The organism is Vibrio sp. THAF64, from assembly GCF_009363455.1.
Lineage (GTDB): Bacteria > Pseudomonadota > Gammaproteobacteria > Enterobacterales > Vibrionaceae > Vibrio > Vibrio coralliilyticus.
The window spans coordinates 606,617-632,969 of sequence record NZ_CP045356.1; the positions used below are offsets into that span (position 1 = coordinate 606,617).

Sequence of the window (26,353 nt, forward strand, 5' to 3'; positions counted from 1 at the left end):
TATTATGGAAAATACCCAGAATTCTCCGGTGAGCAAAGAAGAGCTCATTGATATCCGCCAATACTTTAAAGTGTTGCTTAACTATAAGTGGCGCATCATTATTTTCTCAATACTGGTCACTGCTCTGGCGATATTGGTGGTACTTTCACTGCCTTCAAAATACACCGCAAGAGCAACACTTCTGATTGAGTCTAAGCAAGCCAACATCATCTCCATTGAAGAGTTTTACGGCTTAGACACCAAGAGTCAGGAATACTACCTCACTCAGATTGAGATTTTGAAATCAGACCGAGTCTCCGAAGAAGTGATTCGTCGTCTCAATCTGACCAGTCACCCTGAGTTTGATCCGCGAGCACAGGAAGAATCCAACGTTTCTTTGAAAGATCGCTTGATGGAATGGTTTCCTGTCCTGCAAGCTTTTAGAAAGTCTCTACCCAATGAAGAGCTTGAGCAGTCAGACTACGCAAGAAACAAGCTAGTACTTTACAAGTTCAAACGCGGATTAGCGATCAACCCAATCCGTAAAACGCAACTTGTACAGGTTTCATATACCAGTAGAGACCCAGAGTTATCCGCGCAAATTGCCAATGAAATCGGACGCGTTTTCATGGACAGCAATATTGAAGCGAAAATTGAGGTCACTCAGCAGGCGTCGAGCTGGCTAAATGAACGTATTGGTGATTTACGCGAAAAGCTACGTCAGTCTGAAGCACAGCTACAGGCGTTCTTGCAACAAGAAGGTCTAGTTGATATCCAAGGGGTGGAAAGCCTCGCCTCACAAGAGCTGGCTGAACTCACCTCTCAATTAAACAAAGCTCGTGATCGTCGTGTTGCAGCTGAAACACTGTACCAGGTAGCCAGAAACTACAAATCTGACTCTAACCAATTGTCTGCGCTAGCTTCGGTACCAGAGATTTCTAACCATCCAACCATTCGTGATGTCAAAGTTGCAGAAGTTCAGGCTGAGCGAAAAGTTTCGGAACTCTCTAAGCGTTACGGCCCTAAACACCCTAAACTCAAGGCAGCAATTGCAGAGTTAGAATCCGTTAAGAAGAACCTGCGCTCGGAGTTAAACCAACTGCTCAATGGCATCAATAACGAGCTTAAAGCCGCCAGACAAGCCGAGCAAACCATTCGTGACGAACTAGAAAAACGCAAAGTTGAGTTTCAGGCTCTGACCGTTAAGAACGCTAGATACTCTGAGTTGAAGCGCGAAGTACAAACAAACCGTGAGCTGTTTGACCTGTTCCTTAGTCGCCAGAAAGAGACCAATGCGTCTAGCGATTTCAACGCCAATATTGCACGTTTTACCGACTATGCGAGCCCTCCGCTTGCGCCAAGTAAACCAAACCGTAAGATGATCGTCATCTTAGCATTCCTAGCTTCTTTGAGTTTTGGCTGCGTAATGGCATTCGTTGCTGATGCAGTGAATGACACCTTTACCGATATCAAACAGGTATCAAAACAGTTGTCACTCGAAATTCTGGGAATCGTTCCAGCACTAAAAACCAAACGCCCACTGGATGGCAAAGCCTACTTCGATGAGCGCAACCGTCAATTGACTGAAGCCGTTCGAACAGTGCGTACTGGATATTTGCTAGCGAACTCAAACAAGTCCAATTCTGTTGTCATGGTGACGTCTTCACAACCCGATGAAGGGAAAACCACTTCAGCACTCAATTTGGCGCTGTCATTAGCACAAATGGAAAAGACCTTGCTGATCGACTGCGATTTGAGAAAACCGACTGTCGCGCGACGATTTGGCCTGCCTTCTGCGCAACCAGGTGTGACAAACATCTTAACCAAAACTCACGCTATCGAAGATTGCATTTATCACGATGAGGAATCGGAGCTGGATATTCTCGCCGCTGGGACTTACACCAACAACCCACTTGAGCTTATCTCTTCAACAGGTTTTGGCGATTTCGTTGAGCAACTGAGAACTAAATACGATCGCATCATCATCGACACACCACCTTGTCTGGCTGTCAGTGATGCCTTCATGCTATCGCGATATGTTGATTCAGCGGTCATCGTCATCAATGCTTCGCATACTCGAACCAAAACAGTACGTGATGTAGTTGGCAAGCTCGCTCAGCAAGGCACAAGGATTGACGGTGTGATCCTTAACAAGCTGAACGTTAAAAAAGCGTCCGCTTACAGCGGCTACAAACAGTATCAGTCTTATTACGGAGTCGAAAACGCGTAATGAAAGGCAAGGTTTCCGCTTTGTTGTTTAAGCTGGGGCTAGCTGCCTCAGCCATGTTCATTCTGTTTCTTTCGTATCACTTTGGTGTGGCCTCGCTCTACGCCAAAGCGGTTTCAAATAAAATAGAGCACTGGAACGCGTCAGAAGAGAAGCCGCAGCTAGGCGAAATAGAAAGCGCTGAGAAACTGATCGACGCCAGCCTTAATCACCATTCTTCTCACCCTCACTACTTTGACTTACAAGGAAAAGTGTACGAGTGGAAGGCGTATATAAGCGACGAATCAGAGAAGGGCAAATATCTGAGTTTGGCTAAGCAAGCATACATCAATAGCGCAGAGCTTAGACCGAACTGGCCTAACACCTGGGCGAACCTAGCGGCTTTAGAAACTCAGCTCAGCGGGGCTAATCGAAGCCAATACCTGATCCAAGCCGATACTCACGGTCCCTTTATTCCTGAGGTGAACCTTAAAATTGCAACGCTGGCACTCTCCAACTGGCAGACATTCACACCTAAGGAAAGGAAGCTAGCGATGCCACACATTTATCGAGCTATCAAACACAAAGACGTTCGCCAGACATTTCGCGATTACCTAACGCAAAGTAACAAGTTTCGCTTTGCTTGTATCGTGATGAAACAGATGCAGGATGTGGACTATGCGTCGATTGGTTCGTGCCGCTATCTCAAAGTATGAGTGTTTCATAATTGAACATGCGAGCGAATCATTTTTAAGAAAAACAGAATGTTAAATCAATAATTGTCGATTAATCAGTGTAAGACCATATACTGGCCTTATTAACGCTCACATAGAGTATTCAGGACTTATCACCATGAAAAACAGAATATGGATGTTGATTGCCAGCCTTGCGTTTTCAGCACAAACAATGGCAGAAGAAACACCAAATGTGGCCTGTTCCGATCTCGACGCTGTCCAAGCGTCCTTAGATAGCGCAACGGACCTGACTTCAACTCTCACCAGTTTGCTAACCAGCTGTCCTGACCAAACGACCGATATTCTCTCTCTTGCTGCTCAAAGCCATTCCGATGACAGTCTGGCTGTACTCGAAGCGGCAACACAATCTCTGGCACCTGAACAAATCGCCAAAGCAACAGCGATTGTGGTTAGCCATGCCAACCCTGATGCGTACGAACAGCTCATCCAACAAGCGGTGTTCTCTGCTCCTGACTATGCTCAGGATATCGTCGATGCTGTCGCCGAACTCAATTTACTCGACCCAACAGACATTCTGATCGCCGCGATTTCTGGCGGTGCTGACCCGGCATTAATCAGTGAACCAACCGCTGCGGGTATTGCAACCGCTCCACCTTTAGCGGTTAACCCAGGCGCAACTACCGCATTGGGTACTGGCAATGGTAGCGGTGGCGGTACTGCCTCGCCAAATTGAGTTTGGATATGTCTATTCAAGGCAGGCCATGAGCCTGCCTCTTTTTTGTGCTGTTTTTATGACCAATTATCTTGAACGTCTGATCTACCCACTGTTTCTTTTATTTGTATTTTGGCTACCGATCCCTCTCGGAGGAAACAGACCTTGGGCGTGGTCGATCAATGAATTCTTCGTAGCGGGATTACTACTGTTTTGCATTCTGTGTTTTTCCACTGACCACTGGCTACATCAATTAAAACGAACTCGGTGGGTATTGATCCCACTTGCAATATTTACCCTTTGGGCTTTTATTCAACCCGTTCTTCCCTTTGGTTCGTTTGAGGACACCGGCCTAGCACTCGTTTCCTCAGTAAAAACACTCCATTATTTGCAGATCTGCCTGATCGCTTCCGTCGTTATCACCAATATGCCGCGGCTAAAAGCGCTTATTCTTGTCATGGTTAGCAGCGGTGTGTGTCAGGGTTTTTATGCCGGTGTCATTCAGTTGGTTGATCTTCCCTTATCACCCGTTTTTGATTTACCCAATGGACATCGAGCGTCTGGTAGCTTCGTTTATCACAATCATTTAGCCAACTTTCTGATGATTAACCTATGCATTGGTTTTGGATTGCTGATCTCCCAATTGCAAGACAGTCAAAAGCAAAGCATCACCCTATCGGCACAGCGCTTCTTCGCTGTATTCCTGTCCGATAAGGCTTTTATCCGCCTGGGTTTGATTATCATGGTGATTGCCTTAGTGCTGACGCGTTCAAGAATGGGGAACGTGGCATTTTTCATCGCCTTAACCACAGGCAGTTTGCTTCTGTTGCTCCTGTATAAGAACAAGCCTAAAAGTATGTACGTTTTGATTGCCAGCCTGTTTGTGATCGATACGGTCATCGTCAGCACTTGGTTTGGCCTAGAAAAAGTCAAACAACGTTTGGTGGAAACCAGCCTGAGCAACGAATCGCGTGACGACGTGGTTTACGCCGCATTGGAGGCAATTCAACATCAACCTCTGCTTGGCTTGGGGGGAGGCAGTTTTTACTCGTCGTTTCAGGCCTACAACAACGGAAAGATTCAGCTCTTTTACGATCACGCCCACAACGACTATATCCAGTTTGTCTTCGAGTATGGTCTGATTGGTACATCAATACTGGCAGTGGCTGTTGTCGCTGCTCTGCTTAAGTCGATGCAAGCTTTTCGAAATCGACGCAGCCGTCAGATGAAAGGGGCAGGGCTTGGGGCTTTTATGGCTATATTAGGGATGCTGATCCACATGAGTGTTGATTTCCCACTGCAAGCACCAGCAACGACTATCTATTTCTTACTTTGTCTACTCATCGCTCACTGGGCTTTTGCCATCCCTGCCGTAAAACGTAAACGCTCAGATGACTAACGAGTAACGAGTAAGCGAACACTCCCTCGCAATGAGGGAGTGTTCCTTTTTCATTACAATTGCTTCTCTACGATTTCTTCCAGTTTATCGTAAGGCACATAACCTGGTATCACGCTCTCGCCGACAATCAAAGCAGGCGTTCCACGCAAACCGAAGCCATTGAACAACGCGTAATTGTTTTCCAACTGCTTTTCAATGTCTTCAGGGTTGTTCAGGTATTGCTCTGTACCTGTTTTCTTGGCGATTTTAGCCAGAGAAATTGCATCGTGAGTACCTGGTTTCGCCACTAGCAACTCGTGAACTTGAGGATACTTGTCACGTGCGTTTTGCCACACATTCAAAGCATAACCCGCCGAGTTAACACTCGAAGAACCTTCTTTCAACGGAACATACAAGTTAACGACTTTGATCTGCGGGTAGTCCTCTACCAGCTTCTGCAATTCAAGATCTAGCTTCTTACAATAAGGGCAGCTGTAATCCGTCACGTTAACCAAGGTTAACTCCGCATTTTCTGCCCCTATAGAGGTGTGCTTAGGGTCATTGATGTACGCTTGGCTGCTCGATAGCAACTGATCAAATTGTTGCTGCTGTTTAACGTACATGCCCAGACTCTCATGAAGCCCGTCGACGACACTTGGATTGGCTTTGAGCATCTCGACAATTTCGTTGATTTTCTCATCCTGATTTTGAGCTTGAGCCAGAGGCGATAGCGCCATAACGCCCATCGCAAGTGCTATTGTTAATTTCTTAATCACTTTATTGTTCCTATTGATTTAACCAAAGTCTGGCTAACATACCCGGTGGTGTAATGATGCCTGTTGTAATGCTTTCCACCTTGCCATCTTTGATTATGAAAACGGTTGGGGTTACGGAGATATTCCAACGATTAAATATCTCCCCTCTTTCATCATTAATATTGCTAAATTGATACTCTTGAGCCTGCATAAACTGGCGAACTCGAGCGGAGGTTCCTGACGAACCAGCGACACCGATGACCGGATAGTACTGACTCAACCAGTCAACCGTTGGGCTGACAAACTTACACGCAGGACACCAAGTCGCCCAGAAATAGACCATCACTGGCTGCTCATAGCTCATGGCAATCACATCGACTGACTCTCCATCCAGAGTGACACCCGTGATCGGCGGCGCCGATTCAGTCGGTAGGCTCTGGCTACGAAACCAGTCTATTGCCGCAGAAATCGCAATAGCTAATACCACCAGAATCAAAATCTCTTTAAGCCAGTAACGCAGAGAACGTTTCACTAACTGTTCCCTCCCCCAGCAGTTGCAATGGCTTCCATCACAGCCTCGCTTGATAAGATAACAGGCAATAGGATACCTTCGGGTGCGCTTGGCCCATAGACAATGTTAAACGGCACACCAAATCGGCCATTGGCACGCAGATAATCCGTCACTAAACCATCAGGATGCGTCCAGTCCCCTTCAATCAAAGTGACCGATGGGTGCTTCAGTGCCGAATAGACCGGATCCTGTAGAATGACGCCAATTTTGTTCGCTTTACAGGTAACACACCAATCTGCCGTCACGTTAACAAACACCGTTTGACCTTGTTCAACGGCTTGCTCAATCCGCTCATTAGATAAGCGCTTCCAAACCAAATCATCTGGCAAGGGAGTTGCCCAGTGATCAGTGGTCATGCTCGCTAGAACAAAACCGCCCGCTATCAAGAGTACGGCACCACCACCTGAAATCGCCATGGCTTTGTCGCCATACACCTTTTTCACGCGAATCAGTACGACAACAAATGCCACCAAGGCAATAAGCAGCGTCCAGAACGGAGGAATGTGGTTATTGAGTAACGTGAGTAGCCAAATACTGGTCGCCAGCATCATGACGCCAAACAAGAGTTTGAGCTTATTCATCCATGCGCCTGGTCTCGGCAGCAGTTTCGCAATACCTGGGAAAAGCGCAACACCAATCCAAGGAAGCGCCATTCCAACGGCTAAGGCAGTAAAGATCGTAAACAGCTCCAGTGAGCTAGCGGCTAATGCAAAAGCTACCGCTGTTCCTAGGAACGGGGCAGAACACGGAGTGGCAAGCAAGGTGGCAAACATGCCTTGGGTAAAGTGTCCGGCATAGGAATTATCGCCTTTTGATGCAGCCCAAGTATTGGTTTTCGAAGACAGGCGAATCTCGAACAACCCCAACATATTGGCACCAAATAGACTGGTGACCAGCACCATAATGGCGATAAACCAACCGCTTTGGAACTGAATCCCCCAACCCACTGCATTTCCGGTCAGCTTAAGTATCAACAGGAAACCAGCCAGCAACCAGAATGAGGTAAGAATACCAGCCGAAGACGCGAGAAATTGCCAGCGGATCTGGCGTCGTTCAACACCTTGCACTGCCACAATACTGCTGAGCTTCATACCCAAGACAGGTAGAACACACGGCATGACGTTAAGAATCAAACCGCCGAACAGAGCAAAGCCAATCATCTGCAATAGAGAGATATCGGTCTTGGTTACTACCCCATTTGAGACGGTGACGTCCTGCTCAGCCAGAAAGTTGTTGTCTTGAACCGTGACAAAAATACTCTGATCAATAAAGCTGATGTCGCCTAGCCAACTCGACACATCAAACGTTGCCGTAACTGTATCTCCATCAACACTATAGCCAGTCAGTTTGTAGCTGTACTCCTTTGCATCATCCGAATGCCCATCGACAATAAAGTCCGGGTTCTGCCAACCAAGCGCTTTGGTCATCTCAACTTGAAGAACATTGGCATTCGCATCCCAGATCGCTTTTGCATTCGACAACAAAGGCGAAGACTTAGGTACCTGGCTGATGGCTTGGGCATGCGTATAAAGTGCGTCTTGATTGATAATCAGCTCACTTGGGGTGAAAGTGAGTGAAAATGGGTAATCCGTAAGCACACAAATCGTGGTACAGGACGACATCGTTAGCTTGGCATCCAATACAACGGGTTGAGCAAAATCCTTGACTGCTAACGTCATAGGAATCACGGTTTTATCTTTATAGCCCAGTGTATTAATGCCAAGCAAACTGAACTGTTCCGGGTAAGGCCAGTGCCACTCTACGTTTTCAAGATTGGTCGACTCTCCCCAATCAATAGAAGGAGCAACACCACCTTCTCCCGGGCTGCGCCAGTAGGTCTTCCAGTCGTCATCCAGTTCAACTTCTAAAAAGCCTTCTACGGTTTTACTCGCAGCGTCAGCCTGACCCGTAAGAACAAAGCGAGTTTTGAGCGGCGGATGCTCCTGCTTGGTCATCCAGCCGGTATCGACTTCTGCAAAGGCTTGGGTGGTGAATAGCAAGGTACTCAGTGCAAACAACAGAGAGATTGCACTCATGACCATGTCTTTTAATAAACTTCTCATGTGTATTTCCAAAATAGTCACCATTTTTGTAAATGGTTGATATAACAGACGTATTAAATCCTCTGACCGAAGTCAGAAACACATGACTGAATTTATTCTCTGAAAACACACAAGGTGAGGTGAACCCTAGATTTTGGGACGATAGGTTCGGTAAAGGATGGGGCTTCTGGTCGACTCCGAACCAGCCAGGCAACGATGACCACGATGAACAAAAACATCGGTACCATCATGTTATCAAGATTAACCTTGGCACTGCTGAGCAGCTTTTCTGTCAGGTCACACTGTTTTTGAATGCCATCACCGTTATCGGTGAGCTGAATTGTGTCGGTAAGAGCAGACTGCTTAAACGAGCACATGCTAATGATGCTGGTATTCTGCATAAAGCAGATAGCAAAAACCCACCCAACCAAAAGTAAGGTAATTCTCGCCATCACTGCAGATTTCAAACGCTTGATCATTAACTCTGTAAAACCCGAGGATTAAAAACGCCCCATTATGGGTATGCGGCTAAAGTGAATGTTAGTGTAGTGTCAGAACTTCACTATACAATTTTCTTTTGTAAAAAAATCTTATCAACGCCTGCCGTTGGGAAACCTTCGTAGCGCCCAACTTCTTTAAAACCAAGCTTGAGATAAAATTCCGCAGCCTGAAACGAATAGGTATCCAAGTAAATATCCGTTACGCCATGGGCTTTAGCTTCTCGCTCGACTCTAGCCATTAAGCTAGAACCCGTGCCTGCAGAGCGTTTGACTTCGTCTACCCATAAAAATTCAACAAAAAGTGTATTTGTAAAAATCTCACCCGTTAATCCGCCGACAAAATCACCTTGTTCATTTTCAGCAATGCACGCCAACGACACAATGTCTTCATCAGGAAAATGCTTGAGGTTAAATGATTTCAGCCCATTGTAGATAGCATCTTTAATGTTCTTTGGCGGGTTCAACATGAAACTGATGTGCATAGACGTCCTTTCCTCTTAACAAATAAGGCCAGCAATTGCTGGCCTTATATTACAACTCTGCGATAAACGAGCTTAGCATCCAAAATGCCAGAATGGCAAAAATCAGCCCCATGAACTTATGTTGGTATGTTCGGAACTTGGCATTTTCAAGCAGTGGTTTACCTAAAGTACCCACCAATGCAACCAACAGGAAGTTGAAAGCCAGCCCTAGCACATTGAGCAGTAACCCCAATGCCAACATTTGTTCTCCAGATGAAGCCTCTATATTTACCGAAACAAACTGAGGTAAAAACATGACAAAGAAGACTAAAGCTTTAGGGTTAAGCAAGTTACTGACTAATGCTCGCTGATAGAAAGTCCCAGCCACTTTACTTGACGGGTCCAAATCAGGATTCCCACTGTCGCTCGCTCGTAGACAATCCCAGCCCATTTTTAACAAGTAAGCGCCACCTAGAAGATGAAGCGCCTTAAGCGCTAGAGGGCTCATCGCCACCAAGGCTGAGACGCCCGCGGCAGCAAGCAGCGTTAAGATCACACCTGATGTCGCGTTACCCAAACTGGCAAAAACACCTACTCGACGGCCATAACTCATACTGGAACTGGCGATCAGAAGCATATCCGGGCCAGGCAACAATAAAAGTGCCACCACTGCAGTTAAATAAACTGGAAGCACAGACATATCAATCATAATTATTATATTAGGCAATCAATAAAGCGCGGGATTTTATATCAAAAAAAGATCAATAACCAGGCACAAAACTCAATTGAAAAGCAAAAAAGCAACACATAAAACCATCACAGACCATTAACTTTTTCTTAAAAGGAAAGCAATTTTGTACAAAAATAAGCGAAACTTATAAGCTAGACTGGTGAGAGTTTTAAGTGTGGAGTTTCTAGGAATGGCTGATATCAAAAAGAAGGAGTCGGCACGTTTTCAATTTGCTTCTGAGCTTGGCGGGCTAGAGTTACTCGATGCGAAATATACTCATCAAAACTTTTCACGCCACAGCCACGAAGGCTATACCGTTGGTGTTATAGAGAAAGGCGCGCAAAAGTTCTATCGAACCGGAGGCAATCATATTGCGCCTCAAGACAGCATTATTTTAGTCAATGCGGATGAAGTGCATAACGGCCAGACGGCGACTGAAGGAGGATGGGAATACAAAGCCATGTACCCTCTTCCTGAACAATTCACTCAGATTACTTCAGGTTTAGCCCCAGCATTATCTGCCCCTTATTTCCCAGAGCCAGTCGTATACGACCCTGAAATGGCACAACAGTTAAGGCTGGTCTTTGATGTACTAGAAAAGTCTGACAATAAACTACTTAGAGAAACGTTGGTTTACGGCACACTGGTTAAACTCATCGCTCGCCATAGCAAAAGCAGACAATCCAGCGATTTGATAACGTCTGGCTCTAAACAGATTGGTATCGTTAAAGAGTTTCTCGATGACTTTCCACAGGCGAATGTGTCGTTGGAAGATCTGGCCAAACTCGCAGGATTAAGCCCATTTCATCTTGTGAGAAGCTTTCAGAAAGCGTATGGGTTGCCACCACACTCCTACCAAATCCAATCACGACTTAGATTCGCAAAGCGCCTGATGCGTCAAGGCATGAAAATATCCGATGTAGCTCAAGAATCCGGATTCCACGATCAAAGCCACTTTCATCGCCACTTCAAACGAGCTATGGGGGTCACCCCAAAGCAATACGCCAACAGCATTTAGCTGCGCAATTTTATACAAGGCACGCGATTTTACGTGTGTATTAATAATTACAAGTCTAACAACCAATCAAATTTTTATGAGTAGTACGACATTGAATTCTCCATACACACCAAGTAAACAACGATTATTCATGCAAGGAGCATTCGCTATGATGCCTCTGAGCCTTGCCGTTATTCCTTGGGGGCTGCTTGCAGGATCTTTTGCCATTGATGCCGGTCTTACTGTGATAGAAAGCCAAGCTTTGTCGGCGATTCTTTTTGCAGGTTCAGCTCAGCTTGTGGCAACAGGTATGTTAAAAGCCGGAGCTGGACTCGCCACTATGCTGCTGGCAACCTTCTTTATTACTTCACGCCACTTTTTATACAGCGTATCTATGCGCAGTAAAGTCAGCCCATTACCATTCAAATGGCGATTAGGGTTGGGTTTTCTACTCACTGATGAGTTGTTTGCATTGTGTGGTCAACAATCAGAACAGCAGTTCAATCGCTGGTATGCACTCGGCGCTGGACTCAGCTTTTACCTTTGCTGGAACCTAGCCACCTTGGCTGGCATCATTGCTGGCAGCCAGATCCCAGGAATGAATGAGCTCGGATTGGAATTTGCGGTCGCCGCGACATTCATTGCAATTGTCACACCCAACATCAAAAGCTTCCCTATATTAATGGCGGTGTTAACTTCGCTTCTCGTCTCGGTGGTCTGCAGCTATTTGAAAATTGAGTCAGGGCTAATGATTGCTAGCGTATGCGGAATGGTGGCGGGCTATGTTTGCGAGACAGTAAGAGGGGCAAAATAATGATTATGCTTTCTATTTTAGCCATGACAGCATTGGTTTTCCTAAGCCGTTATGTTTTTCTTGAGCCTAGACTACCTTTGCGATTAAGCCCAAAAACGCATCGCCTGCTCAGCTATTCAAGCCCGGCAGTTCTGACCGCAATCTGGGCTCCTATTGTATTTATGCCTGAAAAGCAGCTCTGGCTTACGCCAGATAACCCATACCTACTTTCTGCAGTATTGGCGGCAATCTTGGCTTGGAAAACTAAAAATGTGTTACTGACGACCTTAGCCAGTATGTTGGTGTTTGTTGGCCTAAAGCTGCTTTAGCCGAATATCAAAGCCAATAACAAAACACCACATCCTAGCATCGTGACCCACTTGACCAGTACACCTAGCTGAGTAGTACCACCTTTTGGAGCTTGATTACAACATCCCATAATAATGACCTCTGAGTTAACCAGAATTCAGAGGTTACTCCTTTCCCTAGGGGAAAGGTAAAGGGTTATTGCGCTAACCATTCAATTTCGATCAGCGTTTTACCTTCAGCTTTTAATCGTCCAAGGAACACATCACCAGTATGAACTTCACCAACGCCTTGCGGGGTGCCAGTCATTACGATATCGCCATCATTTAAAGTGGTGTATGTTCTGAGCTCTTCGAGAATGGTTTGGGGCGGATACATCATTTGGGTGACGGCCCCCTTTTGAACACGAACACAGTTAATAAACAGCTCAATTTCCAGCGATTCAATTACAATACCATTTAAAGAAATAAAGCGGCTAAATACAGCTGAGCCGTCGAAAGCTTTCGCGCGCTCCCACGGTAACCCTTTATTCTTAAGTTTGGATTGCAACTCGCGTTTGGTTAGGTCCAATCCGAGCCCAACCGCACTCAATTGACCTCCACTTACGATAAAGCAGATTTCGCCCTCGTAGTGTAGTGTTTCACCGTGGTGCGATATTAACTGCGAAGAGATAGAAGAAGACGGTTTGTTGAACGCAACCATTTCATCCGGTACTGCATTATTTAGCTCTTTGATGTGCTCAAGATAATTGCGTCCCACGCAAACCACTTTGCTAGGATAGATACTTTTATCGCCAAGTTTTACCGAATTCATGCTGCTTCCCTGATCGTTCTACTCCGAACGCCAATATTAATTCAACATATTAATGAATTAACCCATCGTGTTTCGAAACTAAGATCCAATCCCCATAATTGGTACACCCATCCCAGAAAACAGAAAAACGCCTATCCAACACTGGATAGGCGCTAACACAATTACGTGTTGAGGCAGTAGATCTTATTGATTTATAGGAAGTAACGAGCACCAATGGTCCAATTGTCTTCCTCTTTCACGTTAATGTCATTGCCTAGGTCAAACTGATAACCAACAAAGCCCATGAAATTAGGCGTGAAGGTGTACTCTGCCTGCAATGCAGATTCGCTGTACTGAGTTTTACTAGCTTTGTCATCAATTTCAGCTTCGTAGTTGACGCTTAAGTTCCAACCGTTACCCAATGCGTAAGCGAGAAGGATTTCATACTCATCGCTTTCCTCGAAGCCATTCATATTTTCATTCATTGCATAAACAACAGCAGAGTATAGGCCGTCACCGTATGAACCAGAGCTAAAAGCAAACGCGTGCGAATGCGCATCTACGTTGTCTACATCACCGCCGTTGTATGAATAGCCTAGGTTAAAACCGTAAACACTCATCGACAATGCGATTTGACCACGTGCGTCGTACTCTTTGCTTGTACGAGTCGTCGTAACAGTGCCACCAGAAACGGTTTGAGTATCCGTGGTTGCAGTATGCTTACCTTGCCATGCTAAGCCTAGATTTAGACTTCCCATGTCTCCCAGCTCGATCGCTTTACGGTAGCTGACCATGTCTTCACCGCGAGCTGTACCGAGATTGTTGTGATCGTCATATAAGAAGTCATTGGCGAATGCGATTGGTAAATCCGCAACACCGGCGATATCGTAGTATGGAGACCACTGAGTACCGACTACAAATCGACCGAACTGCTCATGAGTCGCACCAATGTAACCCAAACGAGTAGTGAAAGAAGTGTCACCACCATCAAGGTAGTTTAGAGCCCATTCCCCTTTCGCATCGACAGTAAAACCGTTACCGATATCTTGTGTTCCGGCGATGTTGATTCGAGGAGACACATCATGCACCTCCACTTCATCTGCCGAGTCATACTCACCGATGCCTACATCTACGTAGCCACCGATAGAAATTGTTGAACCTTCGCTATTGTAGATTTCTGCAGCGAAAGCGTTAGTACCACATGCTGTTGCCGCAATCGCAGCGGCTAATAATTTAATTTTCATAACTTAACGTCCGTTTAGGTTTGTAACTTCTGTCCGTGTCTGGCCTGTAGGGCCAAAGCATCACGAACAATTAAAACGTAGTACGAAATATTTAAAAATGAAGTGCAACCAAGTGCTTAGCTTGAAGATTTATTAGAAATTGCTCAAATAACAAAAATGTGAACAATTTTTAACCACATGAAAGTATTAAAGTTTTTAGTGAGAGAAGAGGCCTTTTCTTACCTCTCGATCAAGTTCACACTTTTTGAAATTTAAACGGAACTTTTTTGAAAAAAGTAAAAAGCCCTCTATCAATAGAGGGCTTTTAAAGCTAAATCCAGTCAAATTAACAGGATAGTAATTAGGCAAAGTGCAATGGTGGAACAACCTAGTTGGTTACTCTACATCCGCTATCTGAAGATCGTATTTGCCCAGCGAGCAAGCCCTGCCGTTACCGAACCAAAATAGTTCCCGCTTATCACAGGTGTGTCAGGAAGTACGGATTTCACTGCCCCAGTGAGGATAGGTGAACGGGCTGAGCCCCCTGTCATGTAAATCACATCAGGCTTGATACTACTTTGCTTAATAGCTTCGATAACCAGCGCTTTGATTTTCTCAGTTGGATTGACAATGGCTTCTTCCATTTGTTGGCGTGTTACAGATAGTGAAACCACTTCAGAAAGTAGATCCAGATTTGCGTTGTAAGCCGCCGCGTCAGCCAACGCTATCTTAGTTTGCTCTGCTTCTCGAATCACCGAATAACCAAGGGTTTCTTGATGCAACTGCACTAGTCTAGCCAGTTTTTCAGGTTCACGAGCTTCCTTTAGCAATAGTCGTAGCTGCTTGAGGTTTTCATGTGCGTAGAACTTGCGCTGGGCCTGAACATCGTTGATTGCAATGGGGTTCCAAAATTGAGTGGTTGGGATGTCTAGGCCAGACTGGCTAGTTGACCCCATACCAAACTCCTGCATAAAGCACTTAAAGGCAGTGAAAATATCTAGGTCATTACCGCCAATTCGTTGCCCAGAGTGAGCAATTAAAGACTCACTTCTGTCCTGTTTTCCACACCAACTTGGGCCCATCTGAACAAATGAGCAATCTGTTGTACCACCACCAATATCAACAACCAACACATTTTTATTCTGTTCAAGGCTCGCTTCATAATCTAAACCTGCCGCCAGAGGCTCAAACTGAAACTCGATATCTTTAAAGCCTGCTCGGCGGGCAGCGCGGCGCAAAATACCTTCTGCCTGTAGGTTAGAATCATTTCCACCCCGACCAAGAAAGTTCACTGGACGACCAATAACTGTCTGTGAAATCTCTTTTTGAAGTGAGCATTCTGCCTGAGTTTTGATATTAGCCATCATGGCGCAGACCAAGTCCTCAAAGAAGGCCAACTGCATATCACGCAGGCCTGTCACCCCAAGGAACGATTTGGGGGACTTTACGTAATAAACATCCTTGGGATCTTCCAGATAGAGCTCTAAGGCTTGCTGACCAAATCGAATATCGTCAGAGCGTACTTCCAGTCCTTCCTCGCGATTAAGCTTAATTGCTCGACGCAGTACGCTTTCACTGATTTCGCTACCAGGCTCAATGTCTAAACAGCGAAACAAATATTCAGAGACAACTTCCGCTGTTGGCGCACATAAAGTAGATGGAATATAGTAGCTATCTCCAACCAGAGGGATCTGCCTGATCTCATCATTGACCAATTCCGCTACCGAACAGTTAGCCGTTCCATAATCGAATCCAATCGCCATCAATCACCTCTTTATCATCTACCAAAAATCGGGCCGCACAGTAAAGCCTACACTTATAGACAGGTCAACCCAGTTAGGTTAATTCTTTTTAACTGCATCCATTTGTTTTAAAGTGGCTGCTATCCGTTCATGTACTTAGGGAAGCGAGGAAGTGAATCTACGCCAGATAGAAGTGTTTTATGCCGTCATGCACGCTGGCACAGTGTCAGGGGCAGCCAAGCAGCTTCATGTTTCACAGCCCAATGTCACCCGAGTACTGGCTCATACTGAGCAGCAATTAGGGTTCACGCTATTTGATCGAGTAAAAGGTCGGCTGGTTCCAACTCAGGAAGCCCAATCTCTGATTACAGAGGCAGAAAAGATCTACCAACAACTTGGTCAATTTCGAAGTTTAACCAGCAAACTCAAGCATGGACAGCATCACCTCCGCATTGGTTCACCGCCAATACTTGCCTCTGGTTTCCTCGCACCGGTCATAGCAGAGGTTTGCAATAACACGGACTATACCTTAGAAGTGTGCACTGCAAATCGAGATGAACTGATTGATGGTCTAGTAAAAAACGAATTAGACCTCGCTGTATGCTTTGGGGAAGAGAGCGCTTCTTCCATTGTTCAAGACACGTTACTCAACACAGAAATGAAGGTGCTGACCCCCACAGAGACGATCGCTCAGCACTCAGTCACACTTCAGGAACTACTAGAGAGTTCGTTGCCACTGGTTGGACTCGACACGCGAGATCCACTTGGGTTTCAGCTGCACCAATCCATTCATGCCGTCGCCCCAAACTTTCACCCAAAGGTCAGCGTTAGAAGTTATAATGTTGCCGCGGAAATGGTCGTGCATGGTGCGGCAAACGCCATTATCGATCCTTGGACCGCCAAGCATTATCAATCGTATCCGCAGATCCAATGTGCTTCATTAATGCCAGCGATACCAGTAAACGTCTCCCTGATTTATTGCCAGCATTACCCGCTTTCTGTTTCAGCCAAGTGGTTCGCTGAGCGCCTTCAAGAAGCCGCGCGACAAGGTGTATAGCTTAACGTTATACCCTAGCAACAAATAGGTATTCGGCATAAAGCATTGAGTTCAATAGAGTGTATGCATCTGCTTATTCTGTTAATCAAGGATGCTTTATGTCTATTGCTCAACCTTACTTACTCTTTCTTGGCGACGTTACCGACCCGATTTCAGCAAAAACGGCACGAGGTATTGCACTTTGGCGACCTGAACAATGTGTTGGTGAGCTACGCCTAGCGAGTGACACTGTCACTCTTAATTTACCCAATCTAACTCTAGAAGAAGCAAAAAATGAGGGAGCAAAGACACTCGTCATTGGTACAGCCAATGCAGGCGGCTTCATACCTGAAAGCTGGCAAGAGTGCTTAATTCAAGCAGCGGAGCTAGGCTTTGAAATTGCCTCCGGCATGCATCAACGACTAAAAGATATCCCTGAACTGGCCGAGCTGGAACAACAAGGTACTACTAAACTGCACGATGTTCGTCATTTTGACCAGAGCCTAGAAGTCGGCAATGGCATACCACGCAAAGGTAAACGTATCTTAACTGTCGGTACTGATTGCTCTGTCGGTAAAATGTTTACAGCATTGGCATTAGAAAAAGCATTGCGCAATATTAATGTCTCAGCACAATTTAAAGCCACAGGTCAAACGGGCATCTTAATTGACGGACGAGGCATATCGATTGATGCGGTTGTTGCGGATTTCATTTCAGGCGCTGTAGAAAAAATCAGCCCTGAATTTACCGATCACGAATGGGATATCATCGAAGGCCAGGGCTCACTGTTCAATCCTTCTTTTGCAGGCGTGAGTCTCGGCTTACTACACGGCGCGCAGGCAGATGCTTTGGTGCTATGCCACGAAATTGGCCGCCCTCATATTCGTCATCTACCGCATTGTCAATTACCGACAATTGAAGCAACAATAAGCGCTAACCTCGCAGCTGCACAACTGACGAATCCTAATGCTCAACTGGCAGGTATCAGTCTGAATACCTCTGCTATTAGTGAAGAAGATGCCATGGCGCTTTGTGCCGATTGGCAAGAGCAATATCAGGTTCCGGTCACCGACCCAGTCAGATTCGGCATCGATGCAATTGCCGCACATATTAAAACTCTGTGAGGCTAAACATGGACATTACAGCATTCAGTGAATCAATTCCTCTAGCTCGTCCTTTTGCCATCTCGCGAGGAGTAAGAACGCATTGTGATGTAGTTCGAGTGGAGATCCACCATCTAACTCATGTTGCGATGGGAGAATGTACGCCTTACCCGAGGTATGGCGAAAGCGTTGAATCAGTATTGACGCAAATTCATCAAATTATTCCTACGTTGAAAACGCTTTCCGCTACTGAAGCAAAAGTCGCGCTACAGAAAATGCCGGCTGGAGCCGCAAGAAACGCGCTCGACTGTGCATTATGGGATTTGATTGCAAAGACGGACGGATTACACTTTCCATCTCCCTACTTTGATATCCGCTCACAAATCGAGACAGCGATGACGGTCTCGATCGATACACCAGAAAAAATGGCGCAACAAGCCAGTGATTATATAGAGCAGGGCGCCACTCTGCTCAAGGTCAAACTGGACGACAAAGACATTGTACCGCGAGTCACTGCCGTTAGACGTGCAGCGCCAGAATGCAAAATTATCCTTGATGCCAACGAAGCCTGGCAGAATCAAGATCTCGGCGAGCTATTTTCAGCTTTAGAACAGCTTAATATCACTATGATCGAGCAACCCGTTCCCAAAGGTCAAGATGGTTTATTAAAGGGGATCTCACATCCGATTCCTATCTGCGCTGATGAGAGTTGCCATGTGCGTAGCGACCTCTCCCGCTTAGAGGGATGTTACGAGATGATCAATATTAAGCTCGATAAATCGGGCGGTCTAACAGAAGCAATGGCGTTGGAACAAGAAGCAAGAGCGAAAGGGTTTTCTATTATGGTGGGCTGTATGCTCGGTACCTCGTTAGCAATGAAGGCTGCTTTACCTATCGCAACCCGAGCAGAGATTGTTGACTTGGACGGGCCAGTGCTACTTGGCACGGATATCCCTGATGGCTTAATTTATCAATCTGGAACTTTAGATTTAAACAATCATCAAAAATAATATATTCCTTCCAATTTTATAACCCCGAATTAAATATAAACTCTTTATTCGGGGGCTTCTGTTTACTTATTGATCAAAATAGTTCCTATTAACTAGATCAAACTAGTAATAAAGTGCTAGTAAAAATAATCACAAATATATCGATAATAGCCCCTCACTTAAATCGCATCATGAATTAACAAAATATTGTTCTAAAGTTCATAAAACAGCTGTCGATAACAGTGAAAAAGTCATTGCTTATTTAATAGATATACCCAAAAACTTAGAATCTAAAAATTCCTTAGTAATATATCTAATACTATAAGGTTAAAATGACTCTGCTTTGATAGTGGAGGTACTCACTGCATGACCAGCCCATTACCTAGAAGGCTAAGAGACATAAGAAAGAAAAGAGGTATCACTCAGGAAGAGCTGGGGCAAAAACTAGGGATGGAGTCAGGAAGCGCAAGCGCTAGAATTAGTCAGTACGAAACTGGTAAACATGCTCCTGATTACACGACCGTAAAACGCATATCTGCGGCGCTAGAGATAACCGTCGCTTACTTCTACTGTGATGACGATACGTTAGCAAATATCATAATAGAAGCCTCCAGCCACAGTGAAACAACAAAGCTTGATATTCTAAAAATACTAGAAGGAATTCAAAAACAATAAGTTAGCATCTTTGCTGTTTTGGATAGACACGACAATGATTTCTGAACTCGACCTCGCCATACAACTGACAAAAATAATAATTCTTCTCTATATATCCTATCTTTTATTGCGCCATCAGGTGAGCAATAAAATACTGTATGGATGTTTATTAGCAATGATTTCGATGATCATTGAGCTATTCATCAACTATTGTCAGTTGTCATGGCCTGCTATTAGTTCTGATCATAAAGATGAAGTTTTGTTAATTTCGTCGACAACGCTGCTAATTGCTCATATTTTGATGCTATCTGGCGTATCTTCGTTATATTTTAAACTCAAAGAAGAATCAGAAAAAGATCATCTGACCCAACTTAATAATCGAAAATTCATGCGCAAGATCCCAGAAAAGGATTACGACGTCATCTATCTGGATATTGATAACTTTAAATCTATCAACGATACGCTTGGCCATGATTACGGTGATGCTTTGCTCGTATTATTTGCTCGATATTTGTCTCATTGCATTCTCAAGAATGAATATTTGGTTCGATATGGTGGAGATGAATTTATTGCTTATGTCCAACCTGGGCGTAGCGGTGACTTCATTGAACGGTTGTTAGGATACGTGGCAAACTCTGAAATTGAGTTTAGCTATGGTATATCGGGTAGTGCTAAAGGCGAGTTATTTTCAGCAATTACCCGTGCCGATAAAAACATGTATCTGATGAAGAGGCGAAGATCAACATCTAGAGGCCGTAAACCTGCCCAGGTTAACGAGACCTGAGCCGACTTTACTATGGCGTTACTTAGTCTGCATCACAAGCAAGCCCCCAATGCGCTTTACTAAATGCGCTTTTTAAACTTTTATTAATAGAATGTGAGAATGGATTCTCAAGGTAGCTTATGGTGGCATCGGTTGGACGTATCGTGAAATATGTATTCGCGGCATCAGTTTTGCTGCTCACGACCAGTTGCCTTCCGCAGCAGCCCAATATCAAACTCGGTGTTGTCCTACCTTTGACAGGGACCTTTGCTATATATGGTCAGCAAGCACTGAAAGGCGCCCAGCTTGCCGTCGACCAAATCAATGCAAATGGTGGGGTTCTTGACAGACAACTTGAACTCATCATCCGTGATAACCAGACTGATCCAGCAAAAACCGTAAAATACAGCCGTGAATTAGTACAGCAAAGCCAAGTATTTGCTCTGTTTGGCCCTGTTAGTAGTGCGGCTCGTTATGCCATGGCGGAAGTCGCGGAAACATTTCAAACCCCTTTGTTTTACGGTATCGATTATGAAGGCCAACATTTTAATCGCTACCTGTTTTGCTACAGCGCCATTCCAGAGCATTACATTGAACCTATCGTTCCTTACCTGATCGACAACGTGGGGAAAGATTTTTATATCTTCGGCTATGACTATATCTGGCCACACCGGATGGCTGAAAGTATTGTAAACTCCGTCAATGAACACCAAGGTAGCGTCGTTGATATAGAGTTTACCCCATTTGGTGTAAAAGACTTCACTTCTGTATTCGAGCGCATTAAAACCTCTGGCGCTGAAACACTAATGCTCATCTTACCCGGTGTTGATGGCTTTACTTTCTTATCCCAGTTGAAGTCGTTTAACTTTGGCCGACCTCTTCAAATCGTAGCTTTTGCGGCCGATGAAACCTATTTGTCCAATCTTGGTGATGACGCTTTAGAAGGCGTACTCACTGCTCTTCACTTTTTTAGTCAGAACGATGAACCTGTATTACAGAAATTCGTCAACGATTATAAAAACTATCATGGTTCTGAATCGGTGGTGACCTATTCCAGCAAGTCTCATTACGATCTGATTTACTTACTCAAAGCAGCGATAGAAAAAGCAGGCTCAGTTGATAAAGAAGTTGTCATCAACCAACTCCCTGGGCTAACTCTATATGAGAGAGAGCTGGCGATTAAACTCAGAGATGATCATCACTTTGAACTGCCCATGTACTTGGGCCAGTTTACCAACGGTAAGCTAAATGTGATCGAACAGTTAGGGACCATCAAACCAGAGGATCAAAGACCTGTAGGAAATGAATAAGCTTAGCGTAAAGATTTTTATCATACTTCTACCCTTAGCAGTGTCATTGCTGATCTTCAGCTACGCCTATTACAAAGCTCGAGAAAAGCTCACCATCGACCACATTTTCCAGTCTATTCAACTTTCTTCGTCTCTAGGCGCTAATGAAATTAGTCACTATGTAGAAGGACGATTTACCGAATTTGATCGCCTTAGTAGTGAGATAACAACCTGCAAAGAAGGAGAGAGCTCATTATCTATCTCTTCTGCAGACGCCTTGAGTTTCACCAGTGGTTTCTCCGCGCTCGCGATTTCGGACTTATCCGGACAGGTCACTGCATTTAGTTTGTCTTCGAATAAGAGTAATCGGTACGTACTTCGTAAAAACATTAAGGGCCTTATTCTTCTGCCTGAACACGTTCTTGCCCTACTACACACTTCATACCAAGAGTGGCAAACCACTTATCCCGAGAATCTACGGTTAGAACAAGAAACCCTCCGTCAGTTACTCGAACTTAACCAGCGTGGCGAGGTGAACTCTCAAGCGAGTAGAGATTTGAGTAACTTACTGGTTAAGATTCGTGAGGGAAGACGACTCCCTCGCCAAGTCATCAGCCTTGCCAGCGCAGAAACTATTTCAAAGCTAGGCCTGATATTCGAAACCGAAACTTATCTATATTCGCGACCTCTTATTGGATGCGATAAGCAAATAGTCGGCTTTTACACCGCCGTATTGGATCGCACCATAGTTGAAGACCACCTTTACCAGATAAAAAACACCTTGATTCAGAGTAACCTCCAACACGTAGATGTTTTAATGGTACGAAACCAAGGTCTTCACTCATTGTCCGCAGCCAATCATTTATCGCTGCATGAACTCTCAAAAGCAGGCCTTAATGAGACCAATAAGCCACAGATGAGAGACGATCTAAACGGGATGCTGATCAATCAACCTATAGAGTTGAATATTCAAAATCATCTTATCTCTGTGGACAACACCCACCCATCCATTCCCGATAATCAAAAAGGCATAAACTTGGTGGTGTATGTATCAATGGAGGAACTCAAGTCGAGCAACTTACTACTAATGCGCGAGGTGTTCCTCTATCTATGTATTGCTCTGTTCTTATTTGCATCTTTGACTCTTTATCTTTCCCACTACATCGCCTCACCGATCGTCGATCTGCGTCGACGAATCTCAGTGCTCTCAAAAACAGGCCGGGCGAAAACTGATTTCTCTGTCAGAGATGATGAAATTGGCCAGCTCTTTAGTGCCTTCTCTGACATGGCTTACAGCATCAAGACCAAAGAATCTCAACTGGTTAAGCTGGTGCGCGAAGACCCATTAACAGGCATTCTCAACCGTCGCGCATTGGTCAATCATGCCGAGGATATTCGACGGCTTAACGCCGTCTCATGCATATGTATGATGGACCTTGATCACTTCAAACAGATCAACGATAACTACGGCCATGCGATTGGTGATTCGGTGCTGAAAACTTTCTGTACGTTAGTGGCCAGTGAGATCCGCGATACCGATATCTTTGGTCGACTGGGTGGTGAAGAGTTTGCGTTAATCTTGCCGGAAACTCAGCTGGAAGATGCAGCCAGTTTAGCGGAGAGAATTCGCAGCCGAGTAGAAGTTCAGCTGGTCGCCAGTTTGAGATCGGTCGTCTGCTCCAAAGTAACTGTCAGCATCGGTGTGGTGGAATGGTTGGATGATGACTTTGCCAAAGCACTATCTAGTGCAGATAAACAACTGTATATGGCGAAAGAAAGTGGGCGTAATCAGATTAAAGTACAGGAATCAAAAAGCCCGCTATAGTGCGGGCTGATGTTGAATAACTTTTTCTACTGACTCAAATCTTCATTCGAGCGACATTCCTACCTGACCAATTCGAGTTTTGAACTCTTCAATACTGTCAGCCTGATAGGTGGGTGAGCCGTTAAAATATCTTGGTTTTTCAGGCAGCATGGCATTTTTCAACGCGTTTTCCTGATCAATGTCATCGTGGTAGACAGTAACGCGATGTGGAATGTCCTGTTTAAATGTCGCCATTTTCTCTTCTCCTTTTCATCTTACGTATACACGACTCTAAGCGTAGAAAAGGATCTCAGACTGTCAAAGCGCCCCATTAAGCATGGGTTGCAGATTAGCAGAGCGTTAAGCTAGACACTTCCTTGTTTGCGCCTCTTTTTTGCCTAAAACAAATCATTTAACAGGAATTCTGTTTTTGTGAGCTTACATCCACATCCTAATTTGAAGCTAAATTAAACGGAACTTTGGCAAGGTGATGATGAACGCCAAACCCGGCTCTTGAGATCTCACATCAATTTTTCCCTGATGAAGAGCAATAACACGCTCAACTATCGCCATCCCCAAACCTGCTCCTTGAGCTTTGTTTTGAGTTTCTTTACCACGGAAAAAGCGCTCAAAGATCCGGTCAATATCAATTTGACTCATTCCTCGACCGCTATCGGCAATCACGACCTGTACATGTTCTTCATGCTCAGTCACTTCAGCCCAAATTCGAGTTCCCTCTCCAGAGTAGCGAATAGCATTATCCATCAGATTTCGAAACAGACAGTTAAGGAAAATCTCATTGCCTTGAATCGCATAGGTTTCCTCATCGGCTTCTAATGTGATTTTTTGCTGTTGCTTCAATGCAAGAGGCACCAGCTCGGCAATCACATTGCGTAGTATCTGAGCAACATCGACGGTTTGGCTTAAATCTACGACCAGTCCGCTCTCTACTTTTGCCAATGTCAATAACTGCTCAATGGTTCGCTCAGAACGTGTAATGCTCTTTTCAATCTGTTTTAGGTCATGGTCTTTTTCTTCAGCATTTTGTGTTTCAAGTGCATTCTGCGCATTAAGCTTGATCACGGCCAGAGGTGTTCGCAGTTCATGGGCAGCGTCTTGATTAAATCGTTTTTCTCTTTGCCAAGCGGCATCGACTTGATCAAACAGGTAGTTTAAGCGTTTTACTAAGCTATCCAGCTCCGTTGGGACATCAGTAATATTAAGTGGTGAGAGGTTATCAATCGACTTCTCCGACACTTCCTTTTCTAAGCGGCTGATTGGTGCAAACAAATGATAGGTAAAAAGCACCAATAGCAAACATAAGAATGGTGTTGCCACCAGCATGGGGACAATAGCTGGGATCGCAATTTTGTTTTCGACTTCGCTGCGCAGGTGCTTGTCTTCACCCAGCCAGAGCCACATTGGCTCACCCGTTTTCGGTTGCGTTAATAGCATGGTTACGCCACGCCACATGTTGGATTGCTGCTGATCATGAATGTCGTTCAGGCCAGGATGACGCATCATCTTTAAGTCAACAGGTGGCGCATTCGGAGAGCTTGCCAATACAGCGCCCTTTGAATCGAGCAATAAGTAGGCAAAATTATCTTCAAGCAGCTTGGCTCGTGACCATTTTTCTAGGTTGTCTTTGGGAGACGTTTTACTGGTGATGTTAGCGAAAACGGTTTCTGGGTCTGAGTTTCGGTCTTCGCCAATCACAGAGGGGTCGGTCAATAACAACACCTTCAAGAAACTCTCACTGAGATCCTGAAGCCGTGCATCATCAACGTCCGTAATAGCTTGACGAGTATCAAGATAGACCCAGATGGTAGACGCAGTAATAACCGCGAGACAAAGTAGCACGCTCGCCAATGCGACACGACGTTTAACAGAATTCAGTCTCATACTAGTGTTGGATGATGTATCCGACTCCTCGAATATTTTCTATGGTACCTTTCGGCATCTTTTTGCGCAGATTATGGATGTGTACTTCAATCGAATTAAGTCCGGCACTTTCATCCCAACCGTGCATGTTTTGCAATATCTGAGTTTTGCTTAGCACCCTACCAGCATTCGTCACCAGATAGAGGAGAATTTTAAATTCATTCGGCGTCAGATTAATGCACTCACCGGCAACCGCGACTTTATGTGAGTTGACCGACACAGAGACATCTCCCACCACAATGGTGTCATCTGCCATGCCCGCCGATCGGCGAATCAACGCGCCCATACGCGCCAGCAGCTCTTCCAGTTGGAACGGCTTAACCAGATAATCATCTGCGCCATGATTGAGCCCATAAACACGGTCATTGAGTTCATCTCGAGCGCTGAGAATCAAAACGGGCGTCTTGTCTCCTTTGCTCCTGAGCTCTTTGAGTACTTTCAAACCACTAATACCTGGTAATGAAATATCAAGAATGACCAGCAGGAAACTGTCAGTTTGCAGTGCATGAAGGGCACTTTCACCCGATGTTACCCAGTCTGCGGTATAGTGATGTCTGGCAAGGGAAGCGGTAATCGCATTGCCAAGCATAGGGTCATCTTCAACTAATAATACGCGCATGTTATCTATCTCTGTTCTGTATCGTGACCCATTCAGCAGTGATAAAAGGAAGGTCACAAGCGATGGTTTTATTTACTGAGTCTCACTGCTTTCAATCCATCTGTGTCGGCCTTTTGAGCTTTGGAGAGCGCAGAAGCCAAACATAGAATTCGTTCAAATTAGCAAGCCAGACTTAAAAAACATTTAATAAACTGCAAAACATTTCAATTTTTGGCCTTACCAGTGCTAGCTTGGCATTCGAAAGGCTCCGATTATATTAATCTTGTTGAACAT

The 26,353-nt window shown here is 45.0% G+C and carries 26 protein-coding genes; 14 read left to right on the plus strand and 12 right to left on the minus strand.

All coding sequences use genetic code 11. The features are described from left to right. Window positions 1–4: 4 nt before the first annotated feature. The 4 genes from vpsO (at window position 5) to FIU99_RS19360 (ending at window position 4,991) form a co-directional block, all read left to right on the plus strand. Window positions 5–2,209 (plus strand): exopolysaccharide regulatory tyrosine autokinase VpsO, encoded by a 2,205-nt coding sequence (gene vpsO / locus FIU99_RS19345; RefSeq protein WP_040121359.1) that lies wholly within the window; start codon window positions 5–7, stop codon window positions 2,207–2,209. Beyond that, window positions 2,209–2,901 (plus strand): VpsP family polysaccharide biosynthesis protein, encoded by a 693-nt coding sequence (locus FIU99_RS19350; protein ID WP_038158365.1) that lies wholly within the window; start codon window positions 2,209–2,211, stop codon window positions 2,899–2,901. Before vpsO ends, FIU99_RS19350 begins: the two co-directional genes overlap by 1 nt. Window positions 2,902–3,037: 136 nt before the next feature. Then, window positions 3,038–3,613 carry a hypothetical protein gene (locus FIU99_RS19355; RefSeq protein WP_039951931.1) on the plus strand — a complete coding sequence of 192 codons (576 nt, stop codon included), beginning with the start codon at window positions 3,038–3,040 and terminating at the stop codon, window positions 3,611–3,613. 58 nt (window positions 3,614–3,671) lie between these two features. Further along, on the plus strand, window positions 3,672–4,991 hold the full coding sequence (locus FIU99_RS19360) for an O-antigen ligase (RefSeq protein ID WP_031343092.1): 1,320 nt from the start codon (window positions 3,672–3,674) through the stop codon (window positions 4,989–4,991). 53 nt (window positions 4,992–5,044) lie between these two features. Here the strand turns inward: FIU99_RS19360 and FIU99_RS19365 are convergent, their stop codons facing one another. From FIU99_RS19365 to FIU99_RS19390, 6 genes are all read right to left on the minus strand, one after another. Beyond that, on the minus strand, window positions 5,045–5,746 hold the full coding sequence (locus FIU99_RS19365; RefSeq protein WP_095571447.1) for a DsbA family protein: 702 nt from the start codon (window positions 5,744–5,746) through the stop codon (window positions 5,045–5,047). 10 nt (window positions 5,747–5,756) lie between these two features. Then, entirely contained in the window at window positions 5,757–6,257 is a 501-nt protein-coding gene (locus tag FIU99_RS19370) for a redoxin domain-containing protein (protein WP_006960533.1), read from the minus strand. Beyond that, the gene (locus tag FIU99_RS19375) at window positions 6,257–8,359 is read right to left on the minus strand and encodes a protein-disulfide reductase DsbD (protein WP_152472493.1); all 2,103 of its coding nucleotides are present in this window, start codon (window positions 8,357–8,359) and stop codon (window positions 6,257–6,259) included. Before FIU99_RS19375 ends, FIU99_RS19370 begins: the two co-directional genes overlap by 1 nt. Window positions 8,360–8,451: 92 nt before the next feature. Beyond that, window positions 8,452–8,817, minus strand: coding sequence for a hypothetical protein (locus FIU99_RS19380; RefSeq protein WP_019276666.1), 366 nt, complete (start codon window positions 8,815–8,817; stop codon window positions 8,452–8,454). A gap of 83 nt (window positions 8,818–8,900) precedes the next feature. Continuing rightward, complete coding sequence (locus tag FIU99_RS19385; RefSeq protein WP_021457600.1) at window positions 8,901–9,320, minus strand: GNAT family N-acetyltransferase; 420 nt, start codon at window positions 9,318–9,320, stop codon at window positions 8,901–8,903. Window positions 9,321–9,369: 49 nt separating this feature from the next. Beyond that, complete coding sequence (locus FIU99_RS19390) at window positions 9,370–10,008, minus strand: LysE family translocator (RefSeq protein WP_038158378.1); 639 nt, start codon at window positions 10,006–10,008, stop codon at window positions 9,370–9,372. Between the two features lie 211 nt (window positions 10,009–10,219). On the opposite strand from FIU99_RS19390, the gene FIU99_RS19395 reads away from it, so the two are divergent. The 3 genes from FIU99_RS19395 to FIU99_RS19405 all read left to right on the plus strand — a co-directional run bounded on the left by FIU99_RS19395 (window position 10,220) and on the right by FIU99_RS19405 (window position 12,148). Next, entirely contained in the window at window positions 10,220–11,047 is an 828-nt protein-coding gene (locus FIU99_RS19395; RefSeq protein WP_152472494.1) for an AraC family transcriptional regulator, read from the plus strand. 76 nt (window positions 11,048–11,123) lie between these two features. Continuing rightward, complete coding sequence (locus tag FIU99_RS19400) at window positions 11,124–11,840, plus strand: AzlC family ABC transporter permease (RefSeq protein ID WP_172974079.1); 717 nt, start codon at window positions 11,124–11,126, stop codon at window positions 11,838–11,840. Next, entirely contained in the window at window positions 11,840–12,148 is a 309-nt protein-coding gene (locus FIU99_RS19405) for an AzlD domain-containing protein (protein WP_099608599.1), read from the plus strand. Before FIU99_RS19400 ends, FIU99_RS19405 begins: the two co-directional genes overlap by 1 nt. Before the next feature lie 175 nt (window positions 12,149–12,323). Here FIU99_RS19405 and FIU99_RS19410 read toward each other — a convergent pair whose 3' ends face one another. From FIU99_RS19410 to yegD, 3 genes are all read right to left on the minus strand, one after another. After that, a complete protein-coding gene (locus FIU99_RS19410) occupies window positions 12,324–12,938 on the minus strand; it encodes a fumarylacetoacetate hydrolase family protein (protein WP_152472496.1) in 615 nt (204 codons plus the stop codon). A 191-nt stretch (window positions 12,939–13,129) separates the two neighbouring features. Then, window positions 13,130–14,161 carry a porin gene (locus tag FIU99_RS19415; protein ID WP_006960509.1) on the minus strand — a complete coding sequence of 344 codons (1,032 nt, stop codon included), beginning with the start codon at window positions 14,159–14,161 and terminating at the stop codon, window positions 13,130–13,132. Between the two features lie 389 nt (window positions 14,162–14,550). Beyond that, window positions 14,551–15,903 carry a molecular chaperone gene (yegD, locus tag FIU99_RS19420; RefSeq protein ID WP_152472497.1) on the minus strand — a complete coding sequence of 451 codons (1,353 nt, stop codon included), beginning with the start codon at window positions 15,901–15,903 and terminating at the stop codon, window positions 14,551–14,553. 151 nt (window positions 15,904–16,054) lie between these two features. On the opposite strand from yegD, the gene FIU99_RS19425 reads away from it, so the two are divergent. The 7 genes from FIU99_RS19425 (at window position 16,055) to FIU99_RS19455 (ending at window position 23,541) form a co-directional block, all read left to right on the plus strand. Beyond that, window positions 16,055–16,939 carry a LysR family transcriptional regulator gene (locus FIU99_RS19425; protein ID WP_095571439.1) on the plus strand — a complete coding sequence of 295 codons (885 nt, stop codon included), beginning with the start codon at window positions 16,055–16,057 and terminating at the stop codon, window positions 16,937–16,939. A 98-nt stretch (window positions 16,940–17,037) separates the two neighbouring features. Continuing rightward, entirely contained in the window at window positions 17,038–18,042 is a 1,005-nt protein-coding gene (gene dgcN / locus FIU99_RS19430) for an N-acetyltransferase DgcN (RefSeq protein WP_152472498.1), read from the plus strand. Window positions 18,043–18,050: 8 nt separating this feature from the next. Continuing rightward, on the plus strand, window positions 18,051–19,031 hold the full coding sequence (gene dgcA, locus FIU99_RS19435) for an N-acetyl-D-Glu racemase DgcA (protein ID WP_152472499.1): 981 nt from the start codon (window positions 18,051–18,053) through the stop codon (window positions 19,029–19,031). 345 nt (window positions 19,032–19,376) lie between these two features. Further along, window positions 19,377–19,685, plus strand: coding sequence for a helix-turn-helix domain-containing protein (locus FIU99_RS19440; protein WP_019276654.1), 309 nt, complete (start codon window positions 19,377–19,379; stop codon window positions 19,683–19,685). A gap of 34 nt (window positions 19,686–19,719) precedes the next feature. Then, complete coding sequence (locus FIU99_RS19445; protein WP_006960499.1) at window positions 19,720–20,448, plus strand: GGDEF domain-containing protein; 729 nt, start codon at window positions 19,720–19,722, stop codon at window positions 20,446–20,448. 119 nt (window positions 20,449–20,567) lie between these two features. After that, window positions 20,568–21,737: a substrate-binding protein gene (locus FIU99_RS19450; RefSeq protein ID WP_006960498.1), complete on the plus strand. Its 1,170-nt coding sequence runs from the start codon at window positions 20,568–20,570 to the stop codon at window positions 21,735–21,737. Next, window positions 21,730–23,541, plus strand: coding sequence for a GGDEF domain-containing protein (locus tag FIU99_RS19455; protein ID WP_152472500.1), 1,812 nt, complete (start codon window positions 21,730–21,732; stop codon window positions 23,539–23,541). The genes FIU99_RS19450 and FIU99_RS19455 overlap by 8 nt, the downstream gene beginning before the upstream one ends. 42 nt (window positions 23,542–23,583) lie before the next feature. Here FIU99_RS19455 and FIU99_RS19460 read toward each other — a convergent pair whose 3' ends face one another. The 3 genes from FIU99_RS19460 to FIU99_RS19470 form a co-directional block, all read right to left on the minus strand. Next, the gene (locus FIU99_RS19460; protein WP_006960494.1) at window positions 23,584–23,775 is read right to left on the minus strand and encodes a hypothetical protein; all 192 of its coding nucleotides are present in this window, start codon (window positions 23,773–23,775) and stop codon (window positions 23,584–23,586) included. 207 nt (window positions 23,776–23,982) lie between these two features. Then, a complete protein-coding gene (locus FIU99_RS19465; RefSeq protein ID WP_152472501.1) occupies window positions 23,983–25,422 on the minus strand; it encodes a HAMP domain-containing sensor histidine kinase in 1,440 nt (479 codons plus the stop codon). A 1-nt stretch (window position 25,423) separates the two neighbouring features. Beyond that, entirely contained in the window at window positions 25,424–26,080 is a 657-nt protein-coding gene (locus tag FIU99_RS19470; RefSeq protein ID WP_006960491.1) for a response regulator transcription factor, read from the minus strand. Between the last annotated feature and the right edge of the window lie 273 nt (window positions 26,081–26,353).